The sequence below is a fragment of the Desulfarculaceae bacterium genome (genome assembly GCA_020444545.1).
Classification (GTDB): domain Bacteria; phylum Desulfobacterota; class Desulfarculia; order Desulfarculales; family Desulfarculaceae; genus Desulfoferula.
In genome coordinates this window covers 88695-109556 of record JAHLKT010000003.1, presented here as the reverse complement: position 1 = coordinate 109556, position 20862 = coordinate 88695, and the positions used below count along the sequence as shown (strand labels likewise).

Sequence of the window (20862 nt, the reverse complement as noted above, 5' to 3'; positions counted from 1 at the left end):
CATGAGTGAGCGCAAGGAGATTCGCATCGCCGGCCTGGGCGGACAGGGCGTAGTCCTGGCCGGAGCCCTGTTGGGCGAGGCGGCGGTGAAGCAAGACCTCTACGCGGCCGGCTCCAACTCCTACGGAGCCCAGGCCCGAGGGGGCGGCGCCCGCGCCGACCTGGTGCTGGACGTAAAGGAGATCGACTTCCCCCACGTGGAGAAGCCGGACCTCTTGGTGGCCATGAGCCAGGGGGCCTATGACACCTATGCGCCCGGCGTGGCCGAGGGAGCCATGGTGCTCTTCGACTCCGGGCTGGTGACGCCAAGCGCGCCCCATGACCGCTTCGGGGCCGACGTGACCGCCCTTTCCCTCAACGAGCTGGGCAACCGCCAGGTGGCCAACGTCATCTGGGTGGGCCTCATCGTGGGGGCCACCGGCTGGTGGGACGCGGAGGTGGCTGCCCAGGCCATGGCCGAGTTCGTGCCCGAACGCTTCCTGGAGCTGAACAAGAAGGCCCTGGCCTTAGGGTTGGACATGGGCCGCGCCTGGGGGGAGGCCTAAGATGGAAGGCAGAACTCACGTCCCTCAGGTGAACGAGGACATCTGCGGCTACTGCGGGGTGTGCCGGGGGGCCTGCCCGGCCCTGGCCAGCCCGGACTTGAGCGCCGGCGAGAGCGACACCATGCGCGCCGCCCTGGCCCCCGCGGCCCCGGGCAAGGGCGCGGACCTGCCGCCCGCCTGCCAGGCCGCCTGCCCCCTGGGCCAGGACATCAACGGATATCTGGCCTGCCTGGCCGAAGGCGACCAGGCCGGGGCCCTGGAGATCATCCTCCGGGACAACCCCCTGCCCAGCGTCTTGGGCCATGTGTGCCACCATCCCTGCCAGCAGGCCTGCCTGTCTTCCCGGTTCCAGGCGCCGCCCAGCATCCGCGACCTCAAGCGCTTCGCGGCCCTGGCCCCCCGCCCCACGGCGGTGCGGCCCCAGGGCCCGGCCATGGCCAAGGTGGCGGTGGTGGGGGCGGGCCCGGCCGGTCTGGCCGCGGCCTGGGAACTGGCCAGGAACGGCGCGGCGGTCACGGTCTACGACGCCAAGCCGGTGGCCGGGGGCATGTTGGCCTGGGCCATTCCCGAGTTCCGTTTGCCCCGGGAGGCCCTGAAGACCGACCTGGAATACGTGCAGGCCTTTGGGGTGGAGCTGGCCTTGAGCCAGGCCCTGACCCCGCAAGAAGTTAAGAAGATGCGCCAGGACTGCGACGCGGTGATCCTGGCCTGCGGCGCGCCTAAAGCCAAGGCGGCAGGGCTGCCCGGCGACGACCTCGCCGGCGTGTGGCCCGGGCTCGACCTGCTGCGCGACGCGGCCCTGGGACCCGCGCCTTCCCTGGCCTCGCCGGTAGTGGTGGTGGGCGGGGGCAATGTGGCCCTGGACGCGGCCCGTTGGGCCCTGCGTTCGGGCGCCGAGGTGACCCTCGTCTACCGCCGCGACCGCGAACAGATGCCCGCCTATGCCGAGGAGATCGCCGCCGCCGAGGCGGAAGGCCTCAAGTTCCGCTTCCGCGCCGCTCCGGTGGCCGTGGAGGGCGACGGCGCGGCGAGCGGCCTCAAGGTGCAGGCCACCGCGCCCGGCCAGCCCGGCGAAGACGGCCGGGTGGTGTTCGAACCATCGGCGGACAGCGAAGAGGTGATCCCGGCCCAGACGGTGATTCTGGCCCTGGGCCAGGACAGCGAGGCCCCGGCCTGGGCCGAGGGCCTGGGCCTGGGCGGCTTGGAGCCCGGCGAGAACGGCAAGCTGGCCGAGAGTCTCTACGCGGTGGGCGACCTGGTCACCGGGCCGGCCACGGTGGTGGAGGCCATGGCCGGAGGCATTGCCGCCGCCCGGGCCATTCTGGAAGAGGTGCAATCATGAGCCTGCGTCCCCCCTGTGAAGTGCCCCAGCACCCGGCCGCCTGCGCGGGCGAGATGACTCCGGATCAGGCCCAGGCCGAGGCCAAGCGCTGCCTCTCGGGCCACTCCTGCGACGGCTGCGAGATCTGTATGCTCATCTGCCCGGACCTGGCCATCACCAAGGACCCGGCCACCGGCCGCGCGGTGATCGACCTGGAGTTCTGCAAGGGCTGCGGGCTCTGCGCCCACCTTTGCCCCAAGGGGGCGATCAGCATGGAGCTGGACAAGGGCTAGACCGGCCGGCTTCGCCAGACGCGACCCAAAAGCCAAGGGCCGAAGCATCCCGGCGAATCGCCGGTTGCCTCGGCCCTTGTGTTTGTGCCGGGGTGGTCCCGGGCCGGGCCCTCACTCCCCGCTTAGCCGGTCCGGGCGATCAACCAAAAAAGCCGTCCACCACCTTGGTGGCTTCGCTGGCGTCCTCGGCGTAGGCATCGGCCTGGATCAAATCGGCGAACTCCTCGGACACCGGTGCGCCGCCCACCACCACCTTGATGTGGGGATAGTTCTTTTTGCAGTGCTCCACCGCCTGTTTCATCTTGGGCATGGTGGTGGTCAGCAGGGCGCTGAACAGCATCACCTGCGCCCCGTTGCTTATAGCCTGGTCATACAGCCCCAGGTTGCAGTTGACCCCCAGGTCCTCCACCTCGTAGCCCGCGCCCTTGAGCATGATGACCACGATGTTCTTGCCGATATCGTGCAGATCCCCTTCTACCGTACCGATGGCCAGCTTGGCCTTTGACTTGTAGCCTTGCTCGATGAGCAGGGGCTCCAGGACCTTGATGCCGAACTGCATGGCCTTGGCCGAGCGGAGCATCTCCGGAAGAAAAATCTCGAATTTGGAATATTGATCGCCCACCTCCCGCATGGCCGGGATCATGATCTCGTTCAACACCTGGAGGGGATTGGCCTGGTTGTCGATTTTTTCCTGAACCGCCGAAACCACCTGGTCTTTGTCGCCGGCGCAGATTGACTGAAACAGCGTGTCTTGCTTGTTCATGGCCTATGGTCTCCTTTACGCCTGGATGGCCCGCGCGGCTATTTCCATGATTTCCTTTTCCTTGTCCGGCTCGATCTTGTCGAACTCGGCCTCTTCCATGATTTTGAAATACGCCTTGTCCAGCCGGTCGAATATGTCCAGGGAGTGATCCACCTTGTTGAAATGATAATATTTTCCCCTCCATAAATATTTGTTCATGTTTTCCACCGTATGGTCTTCGGCGATGTAGACCCCGTTTCGGATTTCCCTTATCAAGTCCAGCGGCAGGGTTTCGGAGTTGATCTCCAGGGGGACCAGTTCTCTCTCGGCCATGTCGATCAACTCGTTGGTGAAGATCAGGCCGTGGGGAGAATAGATCAGCCCGGTTTCCAGGGCGCCGATGCCCCAGTAGCCGTCGGTTATGCCCATGTAGGAGTCCCGGAAGTTGTAGGTCATCTCGAAGACGGCGTCCTGTTTGAACTCATAGGCATTGGAGCAGATGGTGGTCCCGTCGCAGGTGGGTATGCCCAGCAGGTTGCGGAGCATGGATATCCGGAGCTCTTCGCCCAGGTAGTTCTCCGGCATGCCGCCCACCTTGCCGTTGGCCTGGTCCATGTAGGTGGAGTGATACATGTCCACCGAGGGGAGCCCGGGCTTGGCCAGCTGGGCCAGGATGATGCCGAAAAGGGTGGTGGCCACGCCCAGCAGGATGTTGCCGGGGATGGTCACCGGGCCGGAGACGCCCCCCACCGGCATGGTGGAGACGAACACCGGGAGGTCGTATTCCGCGCAGAGCCTTATCTGCTCCAAGAGGAACGAAGGCCACTTCAACATCAGCCCGCTGACGATGGGCACGATGAACGGCTTGGCCTTGAGCGCTTCCCGGCTTCCCCTGACCACGATGGCCATGCGGATCAGGTTTTCCAGCTCAACGGGATAGTTCCCCGCCCCGAGCATCATGGGCATGTTGGAATTGCAGATGACGTTGGCGTTGTCGTAGTTGTAATTGTCGGTGGCGATTACGTTGCCGTTGATATGAACGTGCGGCAGGTAATTCATCATCTTGACGGTTTCCAGCAAGGCCTCGCTGTTGGCCGGCTCGACTTTTTTGGTGTGGGGGTTGTAAAAAGCGGGCGCCCGCATATCGCCGATAACGTATTTTTTACCGCCGCCATACTCCAGATAGGTTTCCCCGGCCCGGTCCCACCATTTGAAGGACCTTGGGACCTTGGAAAGGGCGGCCAGGGCGACATCCGCCGGTATCTTCACGAAGAAGTTGTCGGTTACGGTGCAGCCGTTGGCCCGGAAGGTTTCCACCGCGAATTTGTGGTCGTCAATTTCAACTCCCGTCGTGGCCATGTAATCCAAAATTGCATCGAGCAATACCTGTTCATTCTTCAGTTCCATGCTCTTTCCTCGCAGTGTTGTTCAGAAATACGTTAAAGGCCATGGCGGGGCCGTGAACCATGGGCGGCGGCCACCGCCGCGCGCCAAAATGGCGATCCCTAAGGCTCCGCGATGAAATATCAAGCTGATTGGCCAGCGCCCGGCGGTGACGGAGGCGCGGGACGATTCTATTTGCCGATGCAAAAGCGGCGAATACCGTTTGAGCTAACAATAATGCTAGGGCATGGGCTCGTTGCGGGTCAACCAGGCGAATCCCGTTGGAATGGGCGCGGGCGCTTGTCTGGCCGGGGGGCTGAGCTGAACAGGGGCGTGAGGGCGGCAATGGCGAAGCCGCCAGCGCTTATGGCCGGCGGCTTCGCCTGGTAGTTCGGGTTCTAGGGCTTGGGCGGGATGTTCAACATCTCCCGCGCCTCGTCGCAGGTGGCCACCTCGCGGTGCAGCTCCTTGGCCAGGCGCACCACCCGCTCCACGAAGCGGGCGTTGCTGTCCGCGGGCACGCCCTTGCTCAGATAGAGGTTGTCCTCGAAGCCCACCCGCACGTGGCCGCCCATGAGCATGGCGTGGGTGGTCACCGGAAGCTGGGCCGCGCCCACTCCCAGCACCGACCAGGGGATGCCCTCGGGCAGACGCTCCCTAAAGGCCATCAGGGTGGGCAGGTCGGCCGGGGCGCCCCAGGGGATGCCCAGGCAGAACTGGAAATAGGGCGGGTCGGCGATGAGCCCGCGCTTGATCATGTCCAGGGCCTGGCGCAGATGCCCCAGCTCGAACACCTCGATCTCGGGCTTGACCCCGGTCTCGCGCATGCGCTGGGCCGCCTTGTCCACCCAGTCGGTGGGGTTCAGGAACACCCGGCCCCGGAAGTTGAGCGAACCCACGTCCAGGGAGCAAAGGTCGGGCTTCAAGGCCACGGGCACCAGGCGCTCCTCGCCGGGGTCCTCGCCCTGGAGATTGAAGCCCGAGGTGGTCAGGTTCACCAGCATGTCGCTCTCGGCCCGGATGCGCTCCAGCACCTCGGCGAACAGGTCGCGCCTAAAGGCGGGCTCGCCGCTCTCGGGCTCGCGCACGTGCACGTGCACCACCGTGGCCCCGGCGCGCCAGCAGCGCAGGGCCTCCTCGGCGATTTCTTTCGGGGTGTGGGGTATGGCCGGGTTTTGCTGCCGGGTGGGGGCCGAGCCGCAGACCGCTACGTTGATGATAAGTTTTTGCACCGCATCTTCTCCTGCTAAGGCCTAGGCTAGGCCTGCTCTAACATGTTCTTGGCCCGTTTGGCCAGGGCCAGGCTGCTGGTCAGGCCCGGGCTGTCGATGCCCGCCAGGTTCAACAGGCGCGGCTCGGCCGGGCTGAACTCCACCACGAAGTCCGGCGAGTTGGTCAGGCGCGCCTGGATGCCCACCTGGTGGGGCTGCAAGTCCTCCACCCTCAGGCCCGGGAAGAAGGGCGCCACCCGGGCGTGAAACTCCTCCATGGGCGGGTAGTCTCCGCCGTAGTCCTCCTTGTGGCGGCAGCCGTGGCCCAGGGGCCCGATGGTCACCTCCGGCCCGATGAGCGCCTCGCCCTCCGGGCCTGGGGACAGAGTGGGGGTAAGGTGCACCCCCACGGTGAAGTGGGTGCCGTGCTCGGTCTTGAGCATGGAGGGCGTGGGGTACACGTTCATGCTCTGGAGGTACACCTCGGGCCGCTTGGTGCGGTAGAACTTCACCGACTCGCTGCGGGTGGGGTCGATCACGTGCGGCGAGTCCGGGTCCAACATGCGGGCCACCTCGTCGGAGTAGAGCCCCGCGCAGTTGACCACGCGTTTGGTCAAAAAGGTGTCCTCTGCCCCGTCGCGATAGGTGATGGTCAGCTCGATGCCCTCGGGCGTGGCCTTGGCCGCGCTGAGGCGGGTCTGGGGCATGAACTGGGCCCCGTGGCTGCTGGCCAGGGCGTAGAGCCTATGCACCAGGGCCGCGGCGTCCACCACCCCGGCGCTGGGGAAGTGCAGGGCTTGCAGGCAGCGCACCTGGGGCTCCATCTCCCTGGCCCGCTCGCCGCTGATCATCTCCACGGGCACCCCGTTCTCCTCGGCCCGCTGTTCATACAGGGCCAGGACCTCGGCATGCGCCGGCTCGGTGCCCACCACCAGCTTGCCGCAGGCCAGGGCGGGCACGTGGTGCTCGGCGCAGAACTCATAGAGCAGGCGGTTGCCCTGAACGCACATGGCCGCCTTGAGCGGCCGGGTGGCCTGGTCATAGTACAGGCCGGAGTGGATCACCCCCGAGTTGCGGGAAGATTGATTTTCTCCCTGTGATACTCCGGGGTTGCGCTCCAGGACCAGGACGTCTTCGCCGGCTTGCGCCAGCTCCCGGGCCACGGCGCAGCCCACCACGCCGGCTCCTACCACCGTGAGCCCTATTGCATCGGACATGGCCTCTTCCAAGCTGAGGGACCGCCGGATCGCCGATGAGGCGCGGGGCCCCGGGGACAATGGGGCGGGGCCGGCGGGCGCCTCCCAAACGGAAAAACGCTACCAACCCAATTCTGACCTTGACACTTATCGCATAACCATATTATGAAAAATATAATTTTATTATTAGTAAAAAACAATATTTTTTTGGGGCTTCCCGGGACAAAGGCGGGGGGACACCCGCGGAAGGGGCTAAGGGGGTACTATGACTAGTTTTGCCAAGAAGATTAAATAGATGAAACACTCAGGAACCTTGGCGGAAAAGGCGTATCAGCAGATCAAGCTGATGCTGTTGCACGATGAGCTGGTGGCCGGGCAAAAGCTGCGCTACCAGGACATCGCCAAGAAACTGAACATGAGCCAGACCCCGGTAATCCTGGCGTTGAGCCGGCTGGAGAACGAGGGTTTGGTCAGCTCCGAGGTCAACAAGGGCTATGCGGTGCCCGAGTTGGACCTGGAAGAGGCCCGGGAGCTCTACGAGCTCAGGGTGCTTCTGGAGGGCTTTTTGGCGGCCAAGGCCGCCGAGCGGGCCACGGAGCAAAACCTGAACGAGCTGCGCGAGCTTTTGAACGTGCATCGTTCGGTGCGGGGCGAGGTCTATTGCCGGGAGCGGTTGTGGTGCGACGCTCGCATCCACCTGGCCATAGCCAAGATCAGCGGTCAAAAGAACGGCGCCGTCTATCTGCGCCAGCTTTTCGACCGCATCTACCTGCGCTACCGCCCCGAGAGGCTGAGCACCGAGCGCCTCAGCGAGGCCGAGGCCCAGCACGAGGAGCTGTTCAAAGCCCTGGCCGCCCACGATGCCCCGGCGGCCGAGAGCCTCATGCGCCAGCACGTGAGCGTGGGCCAGCAGCGCATGCTCAAGGGCATCGAACAAATGGTCGAAGAACGCAACAAGGTCAAGCTATGGGCCTGACCGGCCGCGCCGGTGGTTGCAAGGAGAAAGGCGAGCGAACCGACAAGTCGATAACGGCTTAACTTTAATCCTATAGGAGGGAAAAATGCCCAAGAAACTTTGGTTGGTGGCCGTGGTGGCCCTTTTGAGCCTGTGCCTGGCCGTGCCGGTGGTGGCCGCCGACAAGCAGTTCCTGCGCATGTTCTCCGGTCCCGAGGGCGGCTCCTGGTACCCCCTGGGCTCGGCCATGATGTCCATCGTGGAGAAGAACATCAAGATCTCCACCTCCAACGGCCCCGGCGGCGGCGTGGGCAACTGCAAGGCCGTCAACAGCGGGCGCGCCGACCTGGGTTGGACCTACACCCACACCGCCTACAACGCCTATGAGGGCCGCGGCAAATTCAAAAAGAAGAACGCCAACCTGCGTCACCTCATGAGCCTGTACCCCGGCGTGTTCCAGGTGGTGGTGCCCAAGAGCAGCAAGATCTTCAGCGTCGGCGAGCTGAAGAACAAGCGCATCGTCCCCGGCAAGGTGGGCTTCACCGGCACCGTCATCGCCGAGTTGGTCCTCAAGGCCTACGGCATCACCTTCGATAGCATCAAGAAGGACGGCGGCTCGGTCAGCTTCGTGGGCTACTCCGACTCCGCGGCCCTGATGAAGGACGGCCACTCCGACGCCTACATGGCCGTGACCTCCTGCCCCCAGTCCACCATCATCGACCTCAACTTCCGCCCCGGCATCCGCTTCCTGGGCATCGACGGCAAGCACATGGCCAAGATCCTCAAGCTGGAGCCCGGCCTGATGGCCACCGTGATCCCGGTGGGCGCCTACAAGGGCCTCAAGGCCGACGTCCCGGCCGTTGGCACCGTGACCTGCATCGTGGCCAACAAGGACGTGCCCGACGATCTGGCCTACAACGTGGTCAAGACCCTCTACGCCCACTGGGGCGACCTGGCCAAGGTCAAGAAGGCCGCCATCGAGGCTTCCAAGCCCGACAAGGCCCTGGCCGGCGCGCGCATTCCGGTGCACCCCGGCGCCATGCGCTACTACAAAGAAAAGCACATCGCCCAGTAGGGTCCGTTGCCTGACCGCGGCCCGGCCGATCGTCGGCCGGGCCGCCCTCAAACCGCAACTAGTGGGATTTCAGCCCAGGGAGCCGCATCTTGTCCACCGAAGTAAAAAAACTGGAATACGAAGAGGGTAAGAAAGAGAGCATCCTCGAATGGCTGCTCAAGCAGAAGAAGGGCATCTTGGCCCATCCGCTCGAGCTGATCATATGCCTGCTCTCTCTGGGCCTGAGCATCTACCACCTGTACGTGGCCTATGCCGGCTCCCTGGAGGCCCATGCCTTCCGCTCCACGCACCTGGCCTTTGTCATGGTGCTCTGCTTCCTGCTCCGGCCCCTGGGCCGGGCCAACTGGACCGACCCCAAGAACATCTGGTTCGGGGTGGATCTGTTGTGCGTGGGGCTGGTCATCGCGGTGCAGGTCTACACCTTGTGGGACCTGGACGCCTTCATCTTCCGCCGGGGCGACCTCACCGACCTGGACATCTGGGCGGGCACCATCCTGCTCATCCTGCTCCTGGAGGTAACCCGCCGGGTGGTGGGCTGGGCCATGGTAATCATTGCCGGCTTCTTCCTGGTGCAGACCGCCTTCTCCGACCATTTCTTCTGGATCTTCTACGGCCCGCCCAGCGACTGGTTCACCATCATCGACTACCTGTTCATGCGCGAGAACGGTATCTACGGCATCCCCCTGATGGTGATGGCCACCTACATCTTCCTGTTCATCCTTTTCGGGGCCATCCTGGTGCGCTCCGGGGCGGGGCGCTTTTTCATCAACGTGGCCATGGCCCTCACCGGATCGCGGGTGGGCGGCCCGGCCAAGGCCTCGGTGGTCAGCTCCTGCCTCATGGCCTCGGTGTCGGGCTCGGCGGTGGCCAACGTGGTCACCACCGGCAGCTTCACCATCCCCCTGATGAAGCGCGTCGGCTACCGGCCCTACTTCGCCGGGGCGGTGGAGGCCTGCTCCTCTTCCGGCGGGCAGATCATGCCCCCGGTCATGGGCGCGGCGGCCTTCGTCATCGCCGAGTTCATGAACGTGCCCTACCTCTACGTGGCCTTGGCCGGCCTCTTCCCGGCCCTGATCTACTTCTTCAGCATCTTCATCATGGTCCATTTCGAGGCGCGCAAGAAGAACCTGGGCACGGTGCCCAAGGAAGAGCTGCCCAACCTGAAGGAAGAGCTCAAGCGGGGCGGCCACCTGTTCATCAGCATCATAATTATCGTGGTGCTCATGGTCATCGGCTACACCCCCATGTTCGCCGCCTTCTGGGCCATCATCTCCATCCTGGTGCTCTCCTCGCTGCGCAAGGAGACCCGCATGACCCCCACCCAGATGTTCTCGGCCCTTGAGGAGGGGGCGCGCCAGGCGGTGAGCGTGTCCGTGGCCTGCGCCACGGCGGGCATCATCATCGGCTGCGTGTTCGTCTCGGGCCTGGGGCTCAAGTTCACCAACGTCATCGTCAGCGTGGCCGGCGGCGAGCTGTGGATCGCCCTGATCCTGACCATGATCGCCTCGTTGATCCTGGGCATGGGGCTCACCACCACGGCGGTGTACATCACCCTGGCCGCCCTGGTCATCCCGGCGCTGACCAAGATGGGCGTGGCCCCCATCGCCGCCCATTTGTTCGCCTTCTACTTCGGCCTGGTTTCGGCGATCACCCCGCCGGTGGCCCTGGCCTCCTTCGCCGCGGCAGGAATAGCGGGGTCAAACCCCATGCAGACGGGGTTCCACTCATTCCGGCTGGGTATAGCCAAATACATCCTTCCCTTTGTATTCGTGTTCAACCCGGCCCTGGTCTTCGAGGGCGACTGGTATCACATCGTCTCTGCGGTGGCCGGAGGCTTCGTGGGCATCTATGCCCTCACCGTGACCACGGAAGGCTGGATGCTGGGCAAGGCCGGCTGGGTGGTGCGCGTCCTCATGGGCATCGCGGCCCTGATGATGTTCCACCCGGACATCATCACCGACCTGGTGGGATGGGTGTTGGCCGCGGTGGTGTTCTTCTTCCACTGGCGCCAGCATAAAAACGATATGGCCCTGGCCCCGGAGGTGGTGGCATGACCAAGAAACTGCTCGCCTGGATCCCAATCGTCATAACCGCCCTGCTCATGTGGTACGCCCGCGTGACCAACGTGGGGGTGACCCACTACAACCTGTTCCTGCTGGGGCTCTTGGCCTGGTGCCTGATCATCATCGCGTACTACCGCGCCCTCGGCGGCAAACCGCAAGACTGAAGCACACCGGAGACCCCGCGAACATGAGCGAAACGCAACAAGCGACCAAGCCGGCCCCCATCGCCGCGGTGGTGGGGGCCGGCACCATGGGCCACGGCATCGCCCAGGACCTGGCCCTGTCCGGCTACCGGGTCAGGGTGTGGGATGAAAACCCCGCCTCCCTGGAGGCTCTGAAGGAGCGGGTGGCCGACAGCCTGAAGGTGTTCATCGAGCTGGAGCTGGTGAGCCCCGAGAAGGCCGAGGCCTGCCTGGAGAATCTGACGCCCGCCGCAAGCCTGGAGCAGGCCTGCGGGGAGGCCGAGGTGATCATCGAGGCGGTGTTCGAGAACCTGGCCCTCAAGCAGGAACTCTTCGCCCGCCTGGAAAAGCTCGCCCCGGCCGAGTGCCTGCTGGTGAGTAACACCTCGGCCCTGCGCATCAGCGAGGTGGCGGCCCAGATGGCCCAGCCCTCGCGCCTGGTGGGCCTGCACTTCTGGAACCCGCCCCAGGTGGTGCCCTGCGTGGAGGTGATCAAGGGAGAGCAGACCAGCCCCGAGGTGTTCGAGGCGGCCGCCGAGCTGGTGGAGCGCCTGGGCAAGGTGCCGGTCCGGGTGAACAAGGACATCCCCGGTTTTCTGGGCAACCGCATGCAGCACGCCTTGCAGCGCGAGGCCATGTCCCTGGTGGAGTCCGGGGTGGCCAGCGCCGAGGACGTGGACCGGGTGGTGAAGTACGGCTTCGGCCTGAGGCTGGCCTTCATGGGCCCCCTGGAGCGGGCCGACCTGGGCGGGCTGGACGTGACCCTGAACGTGCAGTCCTACCTGGTGCCCCGGCTGGACAACCGCACCGAGCCCTCGCAGCTGCTCCAGGACATGGTGGCCCGGGGCGAGCTGGGCCTCAAGAGCGGCCAGGGCTACTACGCCTGGAGCCCGGAAAAGGCCAAGGCGGCCGTGGCCAAGCGGGACCGCGCCCTGTTGTCCATCAGCCGCCTATTGAAGGATATGGATTAAGCCCAGGGGTCCAGGACCACCTTCATGGGCACCTCGCCGGGCACCTCGCCGCCCACCAGGCGCACCGCTTGCTCGGCCTGGGCCAGGGGGAAGCGGTGGCTGATCAGCTCGGCCAGAGGCAGCTTGTGCCGCTTGGCCAGCTTGATGGCCGCCTCCACCGATTCGAAGTCCTGGGAATAGGCCCCCAGCACCTTCAGCTCCTTTTGCACCACCTTGTCCAGCACCAGGGGTATGGCCGTGGTCATGCCGTAGAGCCCGGGCAGGACCAGGGTGGCCCCCAGGCCGCACAGATCCAGGGCCAGAGGCGCGCCCGAGGCGTGGCCGCTCACGTCCATGACCACCTCGGCCATCTCGCCGTGGGTGGCCTGGGCCACGGCGGCCACGGGGTCCTCGCGGTCGCTCATGATGGCCACGTCGGCCCCCAGCCGCTTGGCCATTTCCAGGCGCTCGGCGTCGCGCTCCAGGCCCAGCACCATGATGGGCCCCGCCCCGCAGGCGCGGGCCACCATGGTGGCGGCCAGGCCCTGCTGGCCCGGTCCCACGATGGCCACGCTCTGGCCGCCCTTTAGCCCGCCGATGCGGGTGAGCCAGCGCACCGCGTTGCCCAGGATGGCCGAGATGAGCACCGCGTCCTCGGGGGTGGTGTCCTCGCCCACCCGGTGCACCATGGCCCGGGGAGGAAGGTAGAGGTATTGCGAGTAGGCGCCATACAGATGGGGAGGCTCGGCGCAGGTGACCATGGTGCCGTAGTACTTCAGCTCGTCGCACAGGGTGTAGCGGCCCGCCCGGCAGGGGGCGCACTTGCCGCAGCCGAAGGCGTACTCCACGGTGACCCGCTCGCCCAGCTCCATGCCCCGCCGGGCCAGGAACTCCTCGCCTGCCGCCTCGATGCGCCCCACGATCTCGTGGCCCAGGATGATGGGGTAGGGGCGGGTGGCGCGGGTGGCCTTGCCTTTGAAGATTCCCGGGTCCGAGCCGCACACCCCGATCAGCTCCATTTTGAGAAGGCCGTCGTCCGGCCCCAGCTCGGGGAGGGGAAAGCTCTGCATTTCGAGGTGGCCGGGTTCGGTGACCACCATGGCCTTGCTCTGGGTCATGTCGCTGCCTCCGGTGATGTGGGTCCGGTCCCGGTTTACCACAGGCGCGGCCGGGGTGGAAGCTCCCGATCCCCAAGGCGTAAAGCGGGCTTGACCGGCACCTTACCTCGGTCTATATTGTATTTGCAATGCAATTATGATTATCGCAATGCGCTAACACAAGGCAAGGCGGTGAGGGGCATGTCGGAACCCGGGCGCTTGTTCGTAAAATCCCTGGCCAAGGGGATGCGTCTGCTGGAGGCCTTCAGCTCCGAGCGCCCCCGCCTCACCCTCACCGAGCTGGCCGAGACCACGGGCATGAACCTGGCCACGGTCCAGCGCCTCACCCACACCCTTTCCCAACTCGACTACCTGGGCCGCGACCAGCACAAGCGCTTCTTCCTCTCCCCCCGGGTTTTGGCCCTGGGCCAGGCCTTTTCCGGCGGCTCGGGCCTCCGCCGCCTGGCCGCGCCCATGCTGGAGGCCTTCTCCACCCGTCTGGGCTGCACCGTGAACCTCTCGGTGCTCGAAGGCGGCGAGGCGGTGATCATCTACCGCCACGAGGTGGAGCGCTTCTTCAAGTTCGACTTGCAAGAGGGCTCGCGTTTGCCGGCCTACTGCACCTCCATGGGCAAGCTGATGCTGGCCGCGCTGCCCGACGCCGAGCTGAGCGCCCGGCTGGAGAGCATGGAGCTGGAGCGGCTCACCGCCTACACCATCACCGACCGCAAGGCGCTCATCAAGCACCTTGAGGCCATCCGCAAGACGGGCCTGTCCGAGAGCGACCGCGAGGCCTCTCCGGCCCTGCACTCGCTGGCCGTGCCGGTTTTGGACTCGGCAGCGCGGGTGGCCGCGGCCATCAGCGTTTCGCTGCCGGTGGAGCCCGGCGAGCTGGATCACCAGAGCCTGGCGGCGGAGCTGTTGGACCAAGGCCGCGAGCTCAGCCGCCTGATGGGATACCAGGGGCCCTACCCGGCGCTGGGGCCGGGCCTGAGTGCCCCCCTCAAACCCAAGGATTGATCGGTTTATGCAATTCACGCCTTTGATGCAAGAAAAGCTCATGAGCGCCGCCGAGGCGGTTAGGCGCTTTGTCCCCGACGGGGCCATGGTGTGCCTGGGGGGCTTCACGGTCAACCGCAACGCCATGCTCATCGCCCGCGAGATCATCCGCCAACAGCGCCGCGATCTGCACCTGGCGGTGCACTCCCACGGCCAGGCCCTGGACCTGCTTATAGGGGCCGGCTGCGTGAGCAAGGTGGAGCTGGCCTACGGCGGGGTGGCCCGCTTCGCGCCCACGGGCATCCGCTTCCGCGACGCGGCCAGCCGGGGCGAGATATTGGTGGAGGACTACTCCAACTTCCACATGAGCCTCCGCTTCCTGGCCGGCTCTTTGGGCCTGCCCTTCATACCCAGCCGCTCCGGCCTGGGCACCGACGTGCTGGAAAAATGGGGCTTCGGCCCCGAGGTGCGCGGCACGGGCAAGATACCCAAGAAGAAGATGGTGGTGAGCCAGAACCCCTTTGCCGAGGAAGACGACCCGGTGGTGATGCTGCCCGCCCTGACCCCGGACGTGTGCCTGCTGCACGCCCAGTACGTGGGCACCGGGGGCACGGTGCGCATCAAGGGGCTGAGCTTCCTGGACGTGGAGCAGGCCAGGGCCTCCGACGCGGTGATCGTCACCTGCGAGGAGATCGTGCCCGAGGAGCACCTGCGCGAGGACCCGGACCAGAACACCTTCCCCGGTTTCCTGGTGGACGCGGTGATCCCCGCGCCCATGGGGGCCCACCCCACCGCCTGCCACCAGTACTACGACTACGACCCCGCCCATCTGAAGCTCTACCGCGAATACGCCCTGGACGACGACAAGTTCCAGCGCTACTTGGACGAGTGGGTGCTGTGCTTCGATACCCAGGAAGAATATCTGGCCAAGGTGGGCGTGGCGGACCTGGAGCGCATCAAGGCCAGCCGGGTGCTGGGCTACGCCCCGGGCCTGGACCGGCGCTAGGGAAGGAGCGAGTCATGGAATACACTCGTAAGGAGATCATGGCCATCAGCGCCGGCCGCCTGGTTAACGACGGGGACATCCTCTTCGCGGGCACCGGCCTGTCCATGCTGGCCGCCACCGTGGCCAAGCATATCTACGCCCCCAACTCGGTGGTGTTCTTCGAGACCGGGGGCATCGACCCCTCGCTGCACGAGCTGCCCCTGGCGGTGGCCGATCCCCGGGTCATGTCCGGCACCAGCCTCAACACCGGCCTGGTGGACGCCTTCGCGGTGCTGGTGCATCGGCGGCTGCGCACCATCGCCTTCTTGGGCGCGGCCCAGATAGACCCCTACGGCAACCTGAACTCCACCGCCCTGGGCGACTATCACCGCCCCAGCGCGCGCTTCCCCGGCGCGGGCGGGGCCCTGGACGCGGCCAGTCTGGCCTTCGGCTCCATCATCTTCATGGCCCACCAGAAGCGGCGTTTCGTGCCCAAGGTGGACTATCTCTCCAGCCCCGGCTGGCTGGACGGCGGGGACAGCCGCTGGAAAGCCGGCTTCAAGCGGGGAGGCCCCATGGCCGTGGTCACCGACCTGGGAGTGATGAAATTCGACGACCAGAGCAAGTACATGTATCTGGAGCAGTACTACCCCGGGGTGCCTCCGGAGCAGGTGCAAGAGAATACCGGCTTCGACCTGGACATATCCCAGGCCCGCGAGGCCGAGGCCCCCAGCGAACATGAACTGACCATCCTGCGGCGCGACATCGACCCGAGCCGCCTTATCCTGGGTTAAAGGGAGAGAGAATCATGGAAAGAGTGGCTTTGGTATCTGGTGTGCGCACCCCCATCGGCCGTTACGGCGGCTCCCTCAAGGACGTGGAGGTCTCCACCCTGGGCGCGCTGGTGCTCTCGGCGGCCCTGGACAAGATCGGCCTCGACCCCGCCGCGGTGGGCGAGGTGGTGGCCGCGCAGGCCTATCAGAACGGCGAGTGCGCCAACGCGGGCCGCGTGTCCCTGTTGGAGGCCGGCTGGCCGGACACGGTTAGCGCCCTGACCCTGGACCGCCGCTGCTGCTCGGGGGTGGACGCCCTGTGGATCGCGGCCATGAAGATCCAGACCGGCAACGCCGAGGTGGCCGTGGCCCTGGGCCTGGACAGCATGAGCCGGGCCGAGATGTACCTGCCCGGCGAGATCAAGTGGGGCCTGGGCGGCAAGAAGGACCCCAAGTGGGGCTTCATGCCTCGGGGCCACGGCGCCATGGCCATGTGGGGCGTGCCTTTCTTCGACCGCATCCAGCGGGCCCGGGTCATGTCCCAGCCCATCGCGCGCTACGGCGAGCTGAACTCCATGATGGCCTGGGCCGAGACCGCGGCCAAGATGGAGGGCATCACCCGCGAGGCGGCCGACGCCTGGTCCGCGCGCAGCCACGCCAAGGCGGTGGCGGCCATGGAGGCGGGCATCTTCGCCGAGGAGCTGGTGCCGGTGCCCCTGCCCCCCAGCAAGAAGGGCCCCGCCAGCCTGGACGCCGACGAAACCCCCCGCCCGGGCACCACGGCCGAGAAGCTGGCCAAGCTGCCCACGGTCTACCCCGATGGCGTGTGCACCGCGGGCAACTCCTCTTCGGAGAACGACGGGGCGGCGGCCATCGTGTTGATGTCCGAGGCCAAGGTGAAGGAGCTGGGTCTCACCCCCCTGGCCTGGTTCGAGGCCGCGGCGGTGGGCGCTTGCGACCCCACCATCACCTACCCGGCGGTGGACGTGGCGGTCAGGGGCGCCTTGGCCAAGGCGGGCCTGGAGCTCGGCGACATCGAGCTCTTCGAGATCCAGGAGGCCTTTGCCGTGCAGATGCTGGCCGACGCCAAGCTCATGGGCGTGCCCCAAGAGGACTACGAGACCAAGATCAACGTGAACGGCTCGGGCATCTCCCTGGGCCACCCCATCGGGGCCACCGGCGTGATGCGCACGGTCACCCTGCTGCACCAGATGCAGCGCCAGGACGCCAAGAAGGGCCTGGTCACCATCTGCGGCGGCGGCGGCCAGGGCATCGCGGCGGTGTTCAGCCGCTAGACTCCCTCAGCGAAAGGACGCCCACATGCCGGACAAACCCCTGCTCACTCCCTTCAAGGGCTTGGCTCCCCAAATCGGGCCGTGCGCTTTCGTGGACCCCTCGGCCCGCCTCTTGGGCCAGGTGAACCTGGCCGCGGGCGCCATGGTCTGGCCGGGTGCGGTGCTCCGGGCCGACGACGACCGCATCGAGATCGGCGAGGGCAGCGCGGTGTTGGACCTGGCCCTGGTGGAGGCCCCGGAGGGCAAGCCGGTGATCGTGGAGCCCGGCGCGTTGATCAGCCACCAGGTCTGCCTGCACGGGGCCAAGGTGATGAGCGGCGCCCTGGTGGGCATCGGGGCCATCGTGCTGGACGGCGCGGTGGTGGGCGCGGGCGCTTTGGTGGGGGCCGGCGCGGTGGTGCCGCCCCGCATGGAGGTGCCCGAGGGCGTGTTGGTCCTGGGCCAGCCCGCCAAGGTGATCCGCGAGCTCAAGCCCGCCGAGCGCGAGGAGGTCTCGCGCCAGCTGGCCGAGCTTTCGGCCAAGGCCAAGGTCTATCTGGAGCAGATGGCCTGAGCCTGGCGAGCCTGCAAGGATGAATCAGGGGCCGGTCCACGCGGGCCGGTCCCTTCTTGCTGTAGACGAAAGGATGCCGCCATGCTGCAAGGGCAGAGCGTGCTGGTGTTGGGGGGCAACGCGGGCATCGGCCTGGCCGTGGCCCGCCTGGCCCATGAGAACGGGGCGCGGGTGCTGGTGGCTTCGCGCCGCGCCACGCAAAAGGCCGCTGAACTGGCCCGCGAGCTGGGGCCGGAGGTGAGCGCGCACGACTGCGATCTCACCAACCCCGCCAGCTTCGGCCCCCTGCTGGAGGCGGCCGGGCACATCGACCATTTGGTGGTGGCGGTGCGGCCCGCGCTCACGCCCGCGCCCTTTGCCTCCCTGGACCTAGAGCAGGCCCGCGAGGGCATGGGCGTGAAGCTCTGGGGCGCGGCCCGCTTCATCCAGGCGGCCCTGCCCCAGCTCAACCCCCAAGGCAGCGTCACCCTGACCAGCGGCATCCTCGGCCAGAAGATCATGCCCGGCCACGCGGCCATGGCCCTGATCGACGTTGGAGTGGAGACCCTGGCCCGGGCCTTGGCCGTGGAGCTGGCTCCTCTCCGGGTGAACGCGGTGAGCCCGGGCTACCTCGCGCCCAAGCCGCCCGAGGTGGCGGCCAAGGCCGAGGGCTTCCCGGCCGGCCGCCTGGGCGCGGCCCGCGAGGCGGCGGCCAGTTACCTGCATTTGATGCTGAGCCCGTATGTGACGGGGACCGTAGCGGTGGTGGACGGCGGGGCGCTGCTTATCTAGGCGCTCACATCTCTTCCAGAATGGCGGCCAGCTCGGGGGCGTGCTCGAGCATCACGTAATGGTCCGCGTCGACCTCGCGATAGGTCCAGTGCTCGTCGGCCAGGTGCGCCCGCACATGGCGCACCGGCTCGCCGGTCATGGCCAGGAACTGGCTGCGCAGGCAGTGCACGTAGAGCTTGGGCAGGGCCCGGAGCGCCTTTTCATCAAAAACCAGGGGCTGGGTGAAGGGGGGCCAGGCGGGCACCCCAAAGGCGTCCGGGTCCACCCCGGCCGAGCGGAAGAAATCGAACAAAGAGCGGCCGCTCACGGGGATCAGGCAGTCCACGTAGCCCAGGCTCTCAACGGACTCGGGCATGGCCGCCGCCGCGCCGCTGATCACCAGGCTGGCGTAGCTGTGCCCCACCAGGCGCACCGGCTCGTCGCCCCAGGCCGCGAGGGCCGCGCGCACCTCGGCCACGTGGCCCTCCAGGGTGGCGTGCTCCGGGTCGGAGAGGGTGATGGCTTGGGTGACGTGGCCTTGGTTGTCGAGGATGGTCCGCACCGAGTCCCAGTCCGCCCCGGTGCGCTTGCCGCCGGGCACGAAAAGATAGCGAGCCACGGCTTGCCTAGCCTCCCACGGCTTGGCCCAGCGCGCGACCGGCGGCGTGGGCCTGGGCCATGATCGCCGCGTCCCGGCTCACCGCGCCGGGCGGGAAGACCCCGGGAGCCACCAGCTCGCCCACCACCTCGTAGCCAAAGGACTCCAGGGGCAGGCGCAGAGCGGGCAGCACCACGCCCAGGCCTTCGCTGTCCAACTGCTCGGCCACCGCGCCGATCAGGGCCTTGCGCCCCTGCCCGGCCAAACGGCTGCCCCAGGGGCCGGGCCGCTGTTCGCCGAAATCGTAGAAGCAGTAGAGCCGGTCTATAAAGGCCTTCATCAAGGCCGAGACGTTGTAGTTATGGGTGGGGGAGATCAAGACGAGTCCCTGAGCCTTGTCGACCAGGGGATAGAGCGCCTGCATCCCGTCGTCCAGGCCAATGCAGGCTTTGCTTTTGCGGCAGCGCTCGCAGCCGATGCAAGCGCTGAACTCATGCTCGCGCAGGCGGATCAGCTCGGTGTCATGCCCGGCCTCGGCCGCGCCGGCCAAAACCTCGGAGGCCAGCTTGCCGCTGTTGGCCCCCTTGCGCGGGCTGCCGCTAATGGCCAGGATCAGGGCCATGGCCTCTCCTTACCAGTCCGGTTTTTGGCGCAGGCTCTTGGTGCGTCCCCGCTGCTTCTTGGCCTCCACCCGGCGGCGCTTGGCCGCCCGCGAGGGCTTGGTGGGCTTCCTGCGCTTGGGCGGGGGCGCGTTGCGCTTGGCCAGGGCCGCCTCCAGGCGGCGCAAGGCCACCTCGCGGTTCTGGTGCTGGGAGCGGCGCTCGGTGGCCTGCACCACGATGCCGGTGGGCTCGTGGGTCAGGCGCACCCCGCTCTCCACCTTGTTGCGGTGCTGTCCGCCCGGGCCGGTGGCCCGGAAGAACTCCCAGCTCAGGTCCTTGTCGTCCATGTCCAGGGGCGGGGCCATGCTCAAACCTTTGGTTCGCGCTTGTCCACCTCGATGAAGGCGTAGGCCGAGTGGTTGTGGATGGACTCGAAGTTCTCGCTGTCCACGGTGAACCAGACGATGTTGGGGTCGGCCGAGAGCTTCACCGCCACCTCGCGCACCACGTCCTCCACGAACATGGGGTTCTCGTAGGCGTTCTCGGTGACGAACTTCTCGTCCTCGCGCTTGAGCAGGCTGAAGACCTCTGATGAGGCGCTCTGCTCCACCATCTGAATCAAGTCCTCGATCCAGATGAAGCGCTTGAAGCGCACGGCCAGGCGCACGATGCCCCGCTGGTTGTGGGCGCCCGAGGCGCTTATCTCCTTGGAGCAGGGGCACAGGGTGGTCACCGGCACCCCGATCTCCACCACCAAATCCATGCCGCTGCCGTTGAGGCTGCCCCGGAAGGCGATGGCGTACTCCATGAGCCCCTGGGCCTTGCTCACCGGGGCGGACTTCTCGATGAAGTAGGGGAACTCCACCTCGATGTGGGCGCTTTCCGCGTCCAGGCGGCTCTTCATCTCGTCCAGGATGTCGGGGATGTTGGAGATGTTGATGTTGCCGCTGTACTCGCTGAGTAGCTCGATGAAGCGGCTCATGTGCGTGCCCTTGTATTGGTGAGGCAGGTTCACGTACATGTTGATGGAGGCCACCGTCTGCTGCGAACCGGCGGCGCGGTCCAGCACGGTGATGGGGTAGCGGATGTTCTTCACCCCCACCTTGTCGATGGCCACATTGCGGTGGTCGCGCTGATTTTGTACGTCGAGCATCGGATTTTAGCCCGCAAATTTCATGAGAGCCGGGCGTCCGGCTGCGCCAGCCACCGCCATACTGCGTTGCTGGCTGCGCTCGGGCCTTGACGTAGCTAGCGGCTACGCCAGCGGCCCTCGCTTGCCAGACGCCTTGTCTGTC

Annotated in this window: 23 protein-coding genes; 14 read left to right on the top strand and 9 right to left on the bottom strand. The window is 66.4% G+C overall.

The features are described from left to right. Position 1: 1 nt before the first annotated feature. From KQH53_08940 to KQH53_08930, 3 genes are read left to right on the top strand one after another with little or no spacing between them, the layout of a single operon-like run. Positions 2-544, top strand: a complete 543-nt coding sequence (locus KQH53_08940) for a 2-oxoacid:acceptor oxidoreductase family protein (GenBank protein ID MCB2226789.1) — start codon at positions 2-4, stop codon at positions 542-544. 1 nt (position 545) lies between these two features. Continuing rightward, a complete protein-coding gene (locus KQH53_08935) occupies positions 546-1886 on the top strand; it encodes an FAD-dependent oxidoreductase (protein MCB2226788.1) in 1341 nt (446 codons plus the stop codon). Beyond that, entirely contained in the window at positions 1883-2158 is a 276-nt protein-coding gene (locus tag KQH53_08930; GenBank protein MCB2226787.1) for a 4Fe-4S binding protein, read from the top strand. Before KQH53_08935 ends, KQH53_08930 begins: the two co-directional genes overlap by 4 nt. Positions 2159-2297: 139 nt before the next feature. Here the strand turns inward: KQH53_08930 and KQH53_08925 are convergent, their stop codons facing one another. The 4 genes from KQH53_08925 to KQH53_08910 all read right to left on the bottom strand — a co-directional run bounded on the left by KQH53_08925 (position 2298) and on the right by KQH53_08910 (position 6711). After that, positions 2298-2921 carry a cobalamin-dependent protein gene (locus KQH53_08925; protein ID MCB2226786.1) on the bottom strand — a complete coding sequence of 208 codons (624 nt, stop codon included), beginning with the start codon at positions 2919-2921 and terminating at the stop codon, positions 2298-2300. Positions 2922-2936: 15 nt separating this feature from the next. Then, positions 2937-4307 carry a trimethylamine methyltransferase family protein gene (locus KQH53_08920; GenBank protein MCB2226785.1) on the bottom strand — a complete coding sequence of 457 codons (1371 nt, stop codon included), beginning with the start codon at positions 4305-4307 and terminating at the stop codon, positions 2937-2939. A gap of 374 nt (positions 4308-4681) precedes the next feature. Continuing rightward, positions 4682-5515 carry a 3-keto-5-aminohexanoate cleavage protein gene (locus KQH53_08915; GenBank protein MCB2226784.1) on the bottom strand — a complete coding sequence of 278 codons (834 nt, stop codon included), beginning with the start codon at positions 5513-5515 and terminating at the stop codon, positions 4682-4684. Positions 5516-5541: 26 nt separating this feature from the next. Then, complete coding sequence (locus KQH53_08910) at positions 5542-6711, bottom strand: NAD(P)/FAD-dependent oxidoreductase (GenBank protein MCB2226783.1); 1170 nt, start codon at positions 6709-6711, stop codon at positions 5542-5544. 274 nt (positions 6712-6985) lie between these two features. Between KQH53_08910 and KQH53_08905 the strand changes: the two genes are divergently transcribed. The 5 genes from KQH53_08905 to KQH53_08885 all read left to right on the top strand — a co-directional run bounded on the left by KQH53_08905 (position 6986) and on the right by KQH53_08885 (position 11936). Next, positions 6986-7666, top strand: a complete 681-nt coding sequence (locus KQH53_08905; protein ID MCB2226782.1) for a GntR family transcriptional regulator — start codon at positions 6986-6988, stop codon at positions 7664-7666. Between the two features lie 85 nt (positions 7667-7751). Continuing rightward, a complete protein-coding gene (locus KQH53_08900; protein MCB2226781.1) occupies positions 7752-8720 on the top strand; it encodes a TAXI family TRAP transporter solute-binding subunit in 969 nt (322 codons plus the stop codon). An 89-nt stretch (positions 8721-8809) separates the two neighbouring features. Next, on the top strand, positions 8810-10774 hold the full coding sequence (locus KQH53_08895) for a TRAP transporter permease (protein MCB2226780.1): 1965 nt from the start codon (positions 8810-8812) through the stop codon (positions 10772-10774). Next, complete coding sequence (locus KQH53_08890; protein MCB2226779.1) at positions 10771-10947, top strand: hypothetical protein; 177 nt, start codon at positions 10771-10773, stop codon at positions 10945-10947. The genes KQH53_08895 and KQH53_08890 overlap by 4 nt, the downstream gene beginning before the upstream one ends. Before the next feature lie 23 nt (positions 10948-10970). Next, positions 10971-11936 (top strand): 3-hydroxyacyl-CoA dehydrogenase family protein, encoded by a 966-nt coding sequence (locus tag KQH53_08885; GenBank protein MCB2226778.1) that lies wholly within the window; start codon positions 10971-10973, stop codon positions 11934-11936. Here KQH53_08885 and KQH53_08880 read toward each other — a convergent pair. Further along, positions 11933-13033, bottom strand: a complete 1101-nt coding sequence (locus KQH53_08880) for an alcohol dehydrogenase catalytic domain-containing protein (protein ID MCB2226777.1) — start codon at positions 13031-13033, stop codon at positions 11933-11935. The two genes, KQH53_08885 and KQH53_08880, sit on opposite strands and share 4 nt — an antisense overlap. Positions 13034-13213: 180 nt before the next feature. Here KQH53_08880 and KQH53_08875 point away from each other — a divergent pair, with 180 nt between their 5' ends. The 6 genes from KQH53_08875 to KQH53_08850 all read left to right on the top strand — a co-directional run bounded on the left by KQH53_08875 (position 13214) and on the right by KQH53_08850 (position 18388). Then, positions 13214-14032, top strand: a complete 819-nt coding sequence (locus KQH53_08875; protein MCB2226776.1) for a helix-turn-helix domain-containing protein — start codon at positions 13214-13216, stop codon at positions 14030-14032. A 7-nt stretch (positions 14033-14039) separates the two neighbouring features. Further along, positions 14040-15017 carry a hypothetical protein gene (locus KQH53_08870; GenBank protein MCB2226775.1) on the top strand — a complete coding sequence of 326 codons (978 nt, stop codon included), beginning with the start codon at positions 14040-14042 and terminating at the stop codon, positions 15015-15017. Between the two features lie 14 nt (positions 15018-15031). Continuing rightward, entirely contained in the window at positions 15032-15790 is a 759-nt protein-coding gene (locus tag KQH53_08865) for a hypothetical protein (GenBank protein ID MCB2226774.1), read from the top strand. Positions 15791-15804: 14 nt separating this feature from the next. After that, a complete protein-coding gene (locus KQH53_08860) occupies positions 15805-17064 on the top strand; it encodes a thiolase family protein (GenBank protein MCB2226773.1) in 1260 nt (419 codons plus the stop codon). Positions 17065-17089: 25 nt separating this feature from the next. Continuing rightward, positions 17090-17617, top strand: coding sequence for a gamma carbonic anhydrase family protein (locus tag KQH53_08855; protein MCB2226772.1), 528 nt, complete (start codon positions 17090-17092; stop codon positions 17615-17617). A gap of 81 nt (positions 17618-17698) precedes the next feature. Further along, on the top strand, positions 17699-18388 hold the full coding sequence (locus KQH53_08850; GenBank protein MCB2226771.1) for an SDR family oxidoreductase: 690 nt from the start codon (positions 17699-17701) through the stop codon (positions 18386-18388). A 4-nt stretch (positions 18389-18392) separates the two neighbouring features. Here KQH53_08850 and KQH53_08845 read toward each other — a convergent pair whose 3' ends face one another. From KQH53_08845 to KQH53_08830, 4 genes are read right to left on the bottom strand one after another with little or no spacing between them, the layout of a single operon-like run. Continuing rightward, on the bottom strand, positions 18393-18986 hold the full coding sequence (locus tag KQH53_08845; protein ID MCB2226770.1) for an alpha/beta hydrolase: 594 nt from the start codon (positions 18984-18986) through the stop codon (positions 18393-18395). Positions 18987-18993: 7 nt separating this feature from the next. Continuing rightward, a complete protein-coding gene (locus tag KQH53_08840) occupies positions 18994-19587 on the bottom strand; it encodes a flavodoxin family protein (GenBank protein MCB2226769.1) in 594 nt (197 codons plus the stop codon). A gap of 9 nt (positions 19588-19596) precedes the next feature. Beyond that, positions 19597-19932, bottom strand: coding sequence for a peptide chain release factor-like protein (locus KQH53_08835; protein MCB2226768.1), 336 nt, complete (start codon positions 19930-19932; stop codon positions 19597-19599). A 2-nt stretch (positions 19933-19934) separates the two neighbouring features. Next, positions 19935-20720 (bottom strand): GTP cyclohydrolase I FolE2, encoded by a 786-nt coding sequence (locus KQH53_08830; protein ID MCB2226767.1) that lies wholly within the window; start codon positions 20718-20720, stop codon positions 19935-19937. Positions 20721-20862 lie beyond the last annotated feature (142 nt).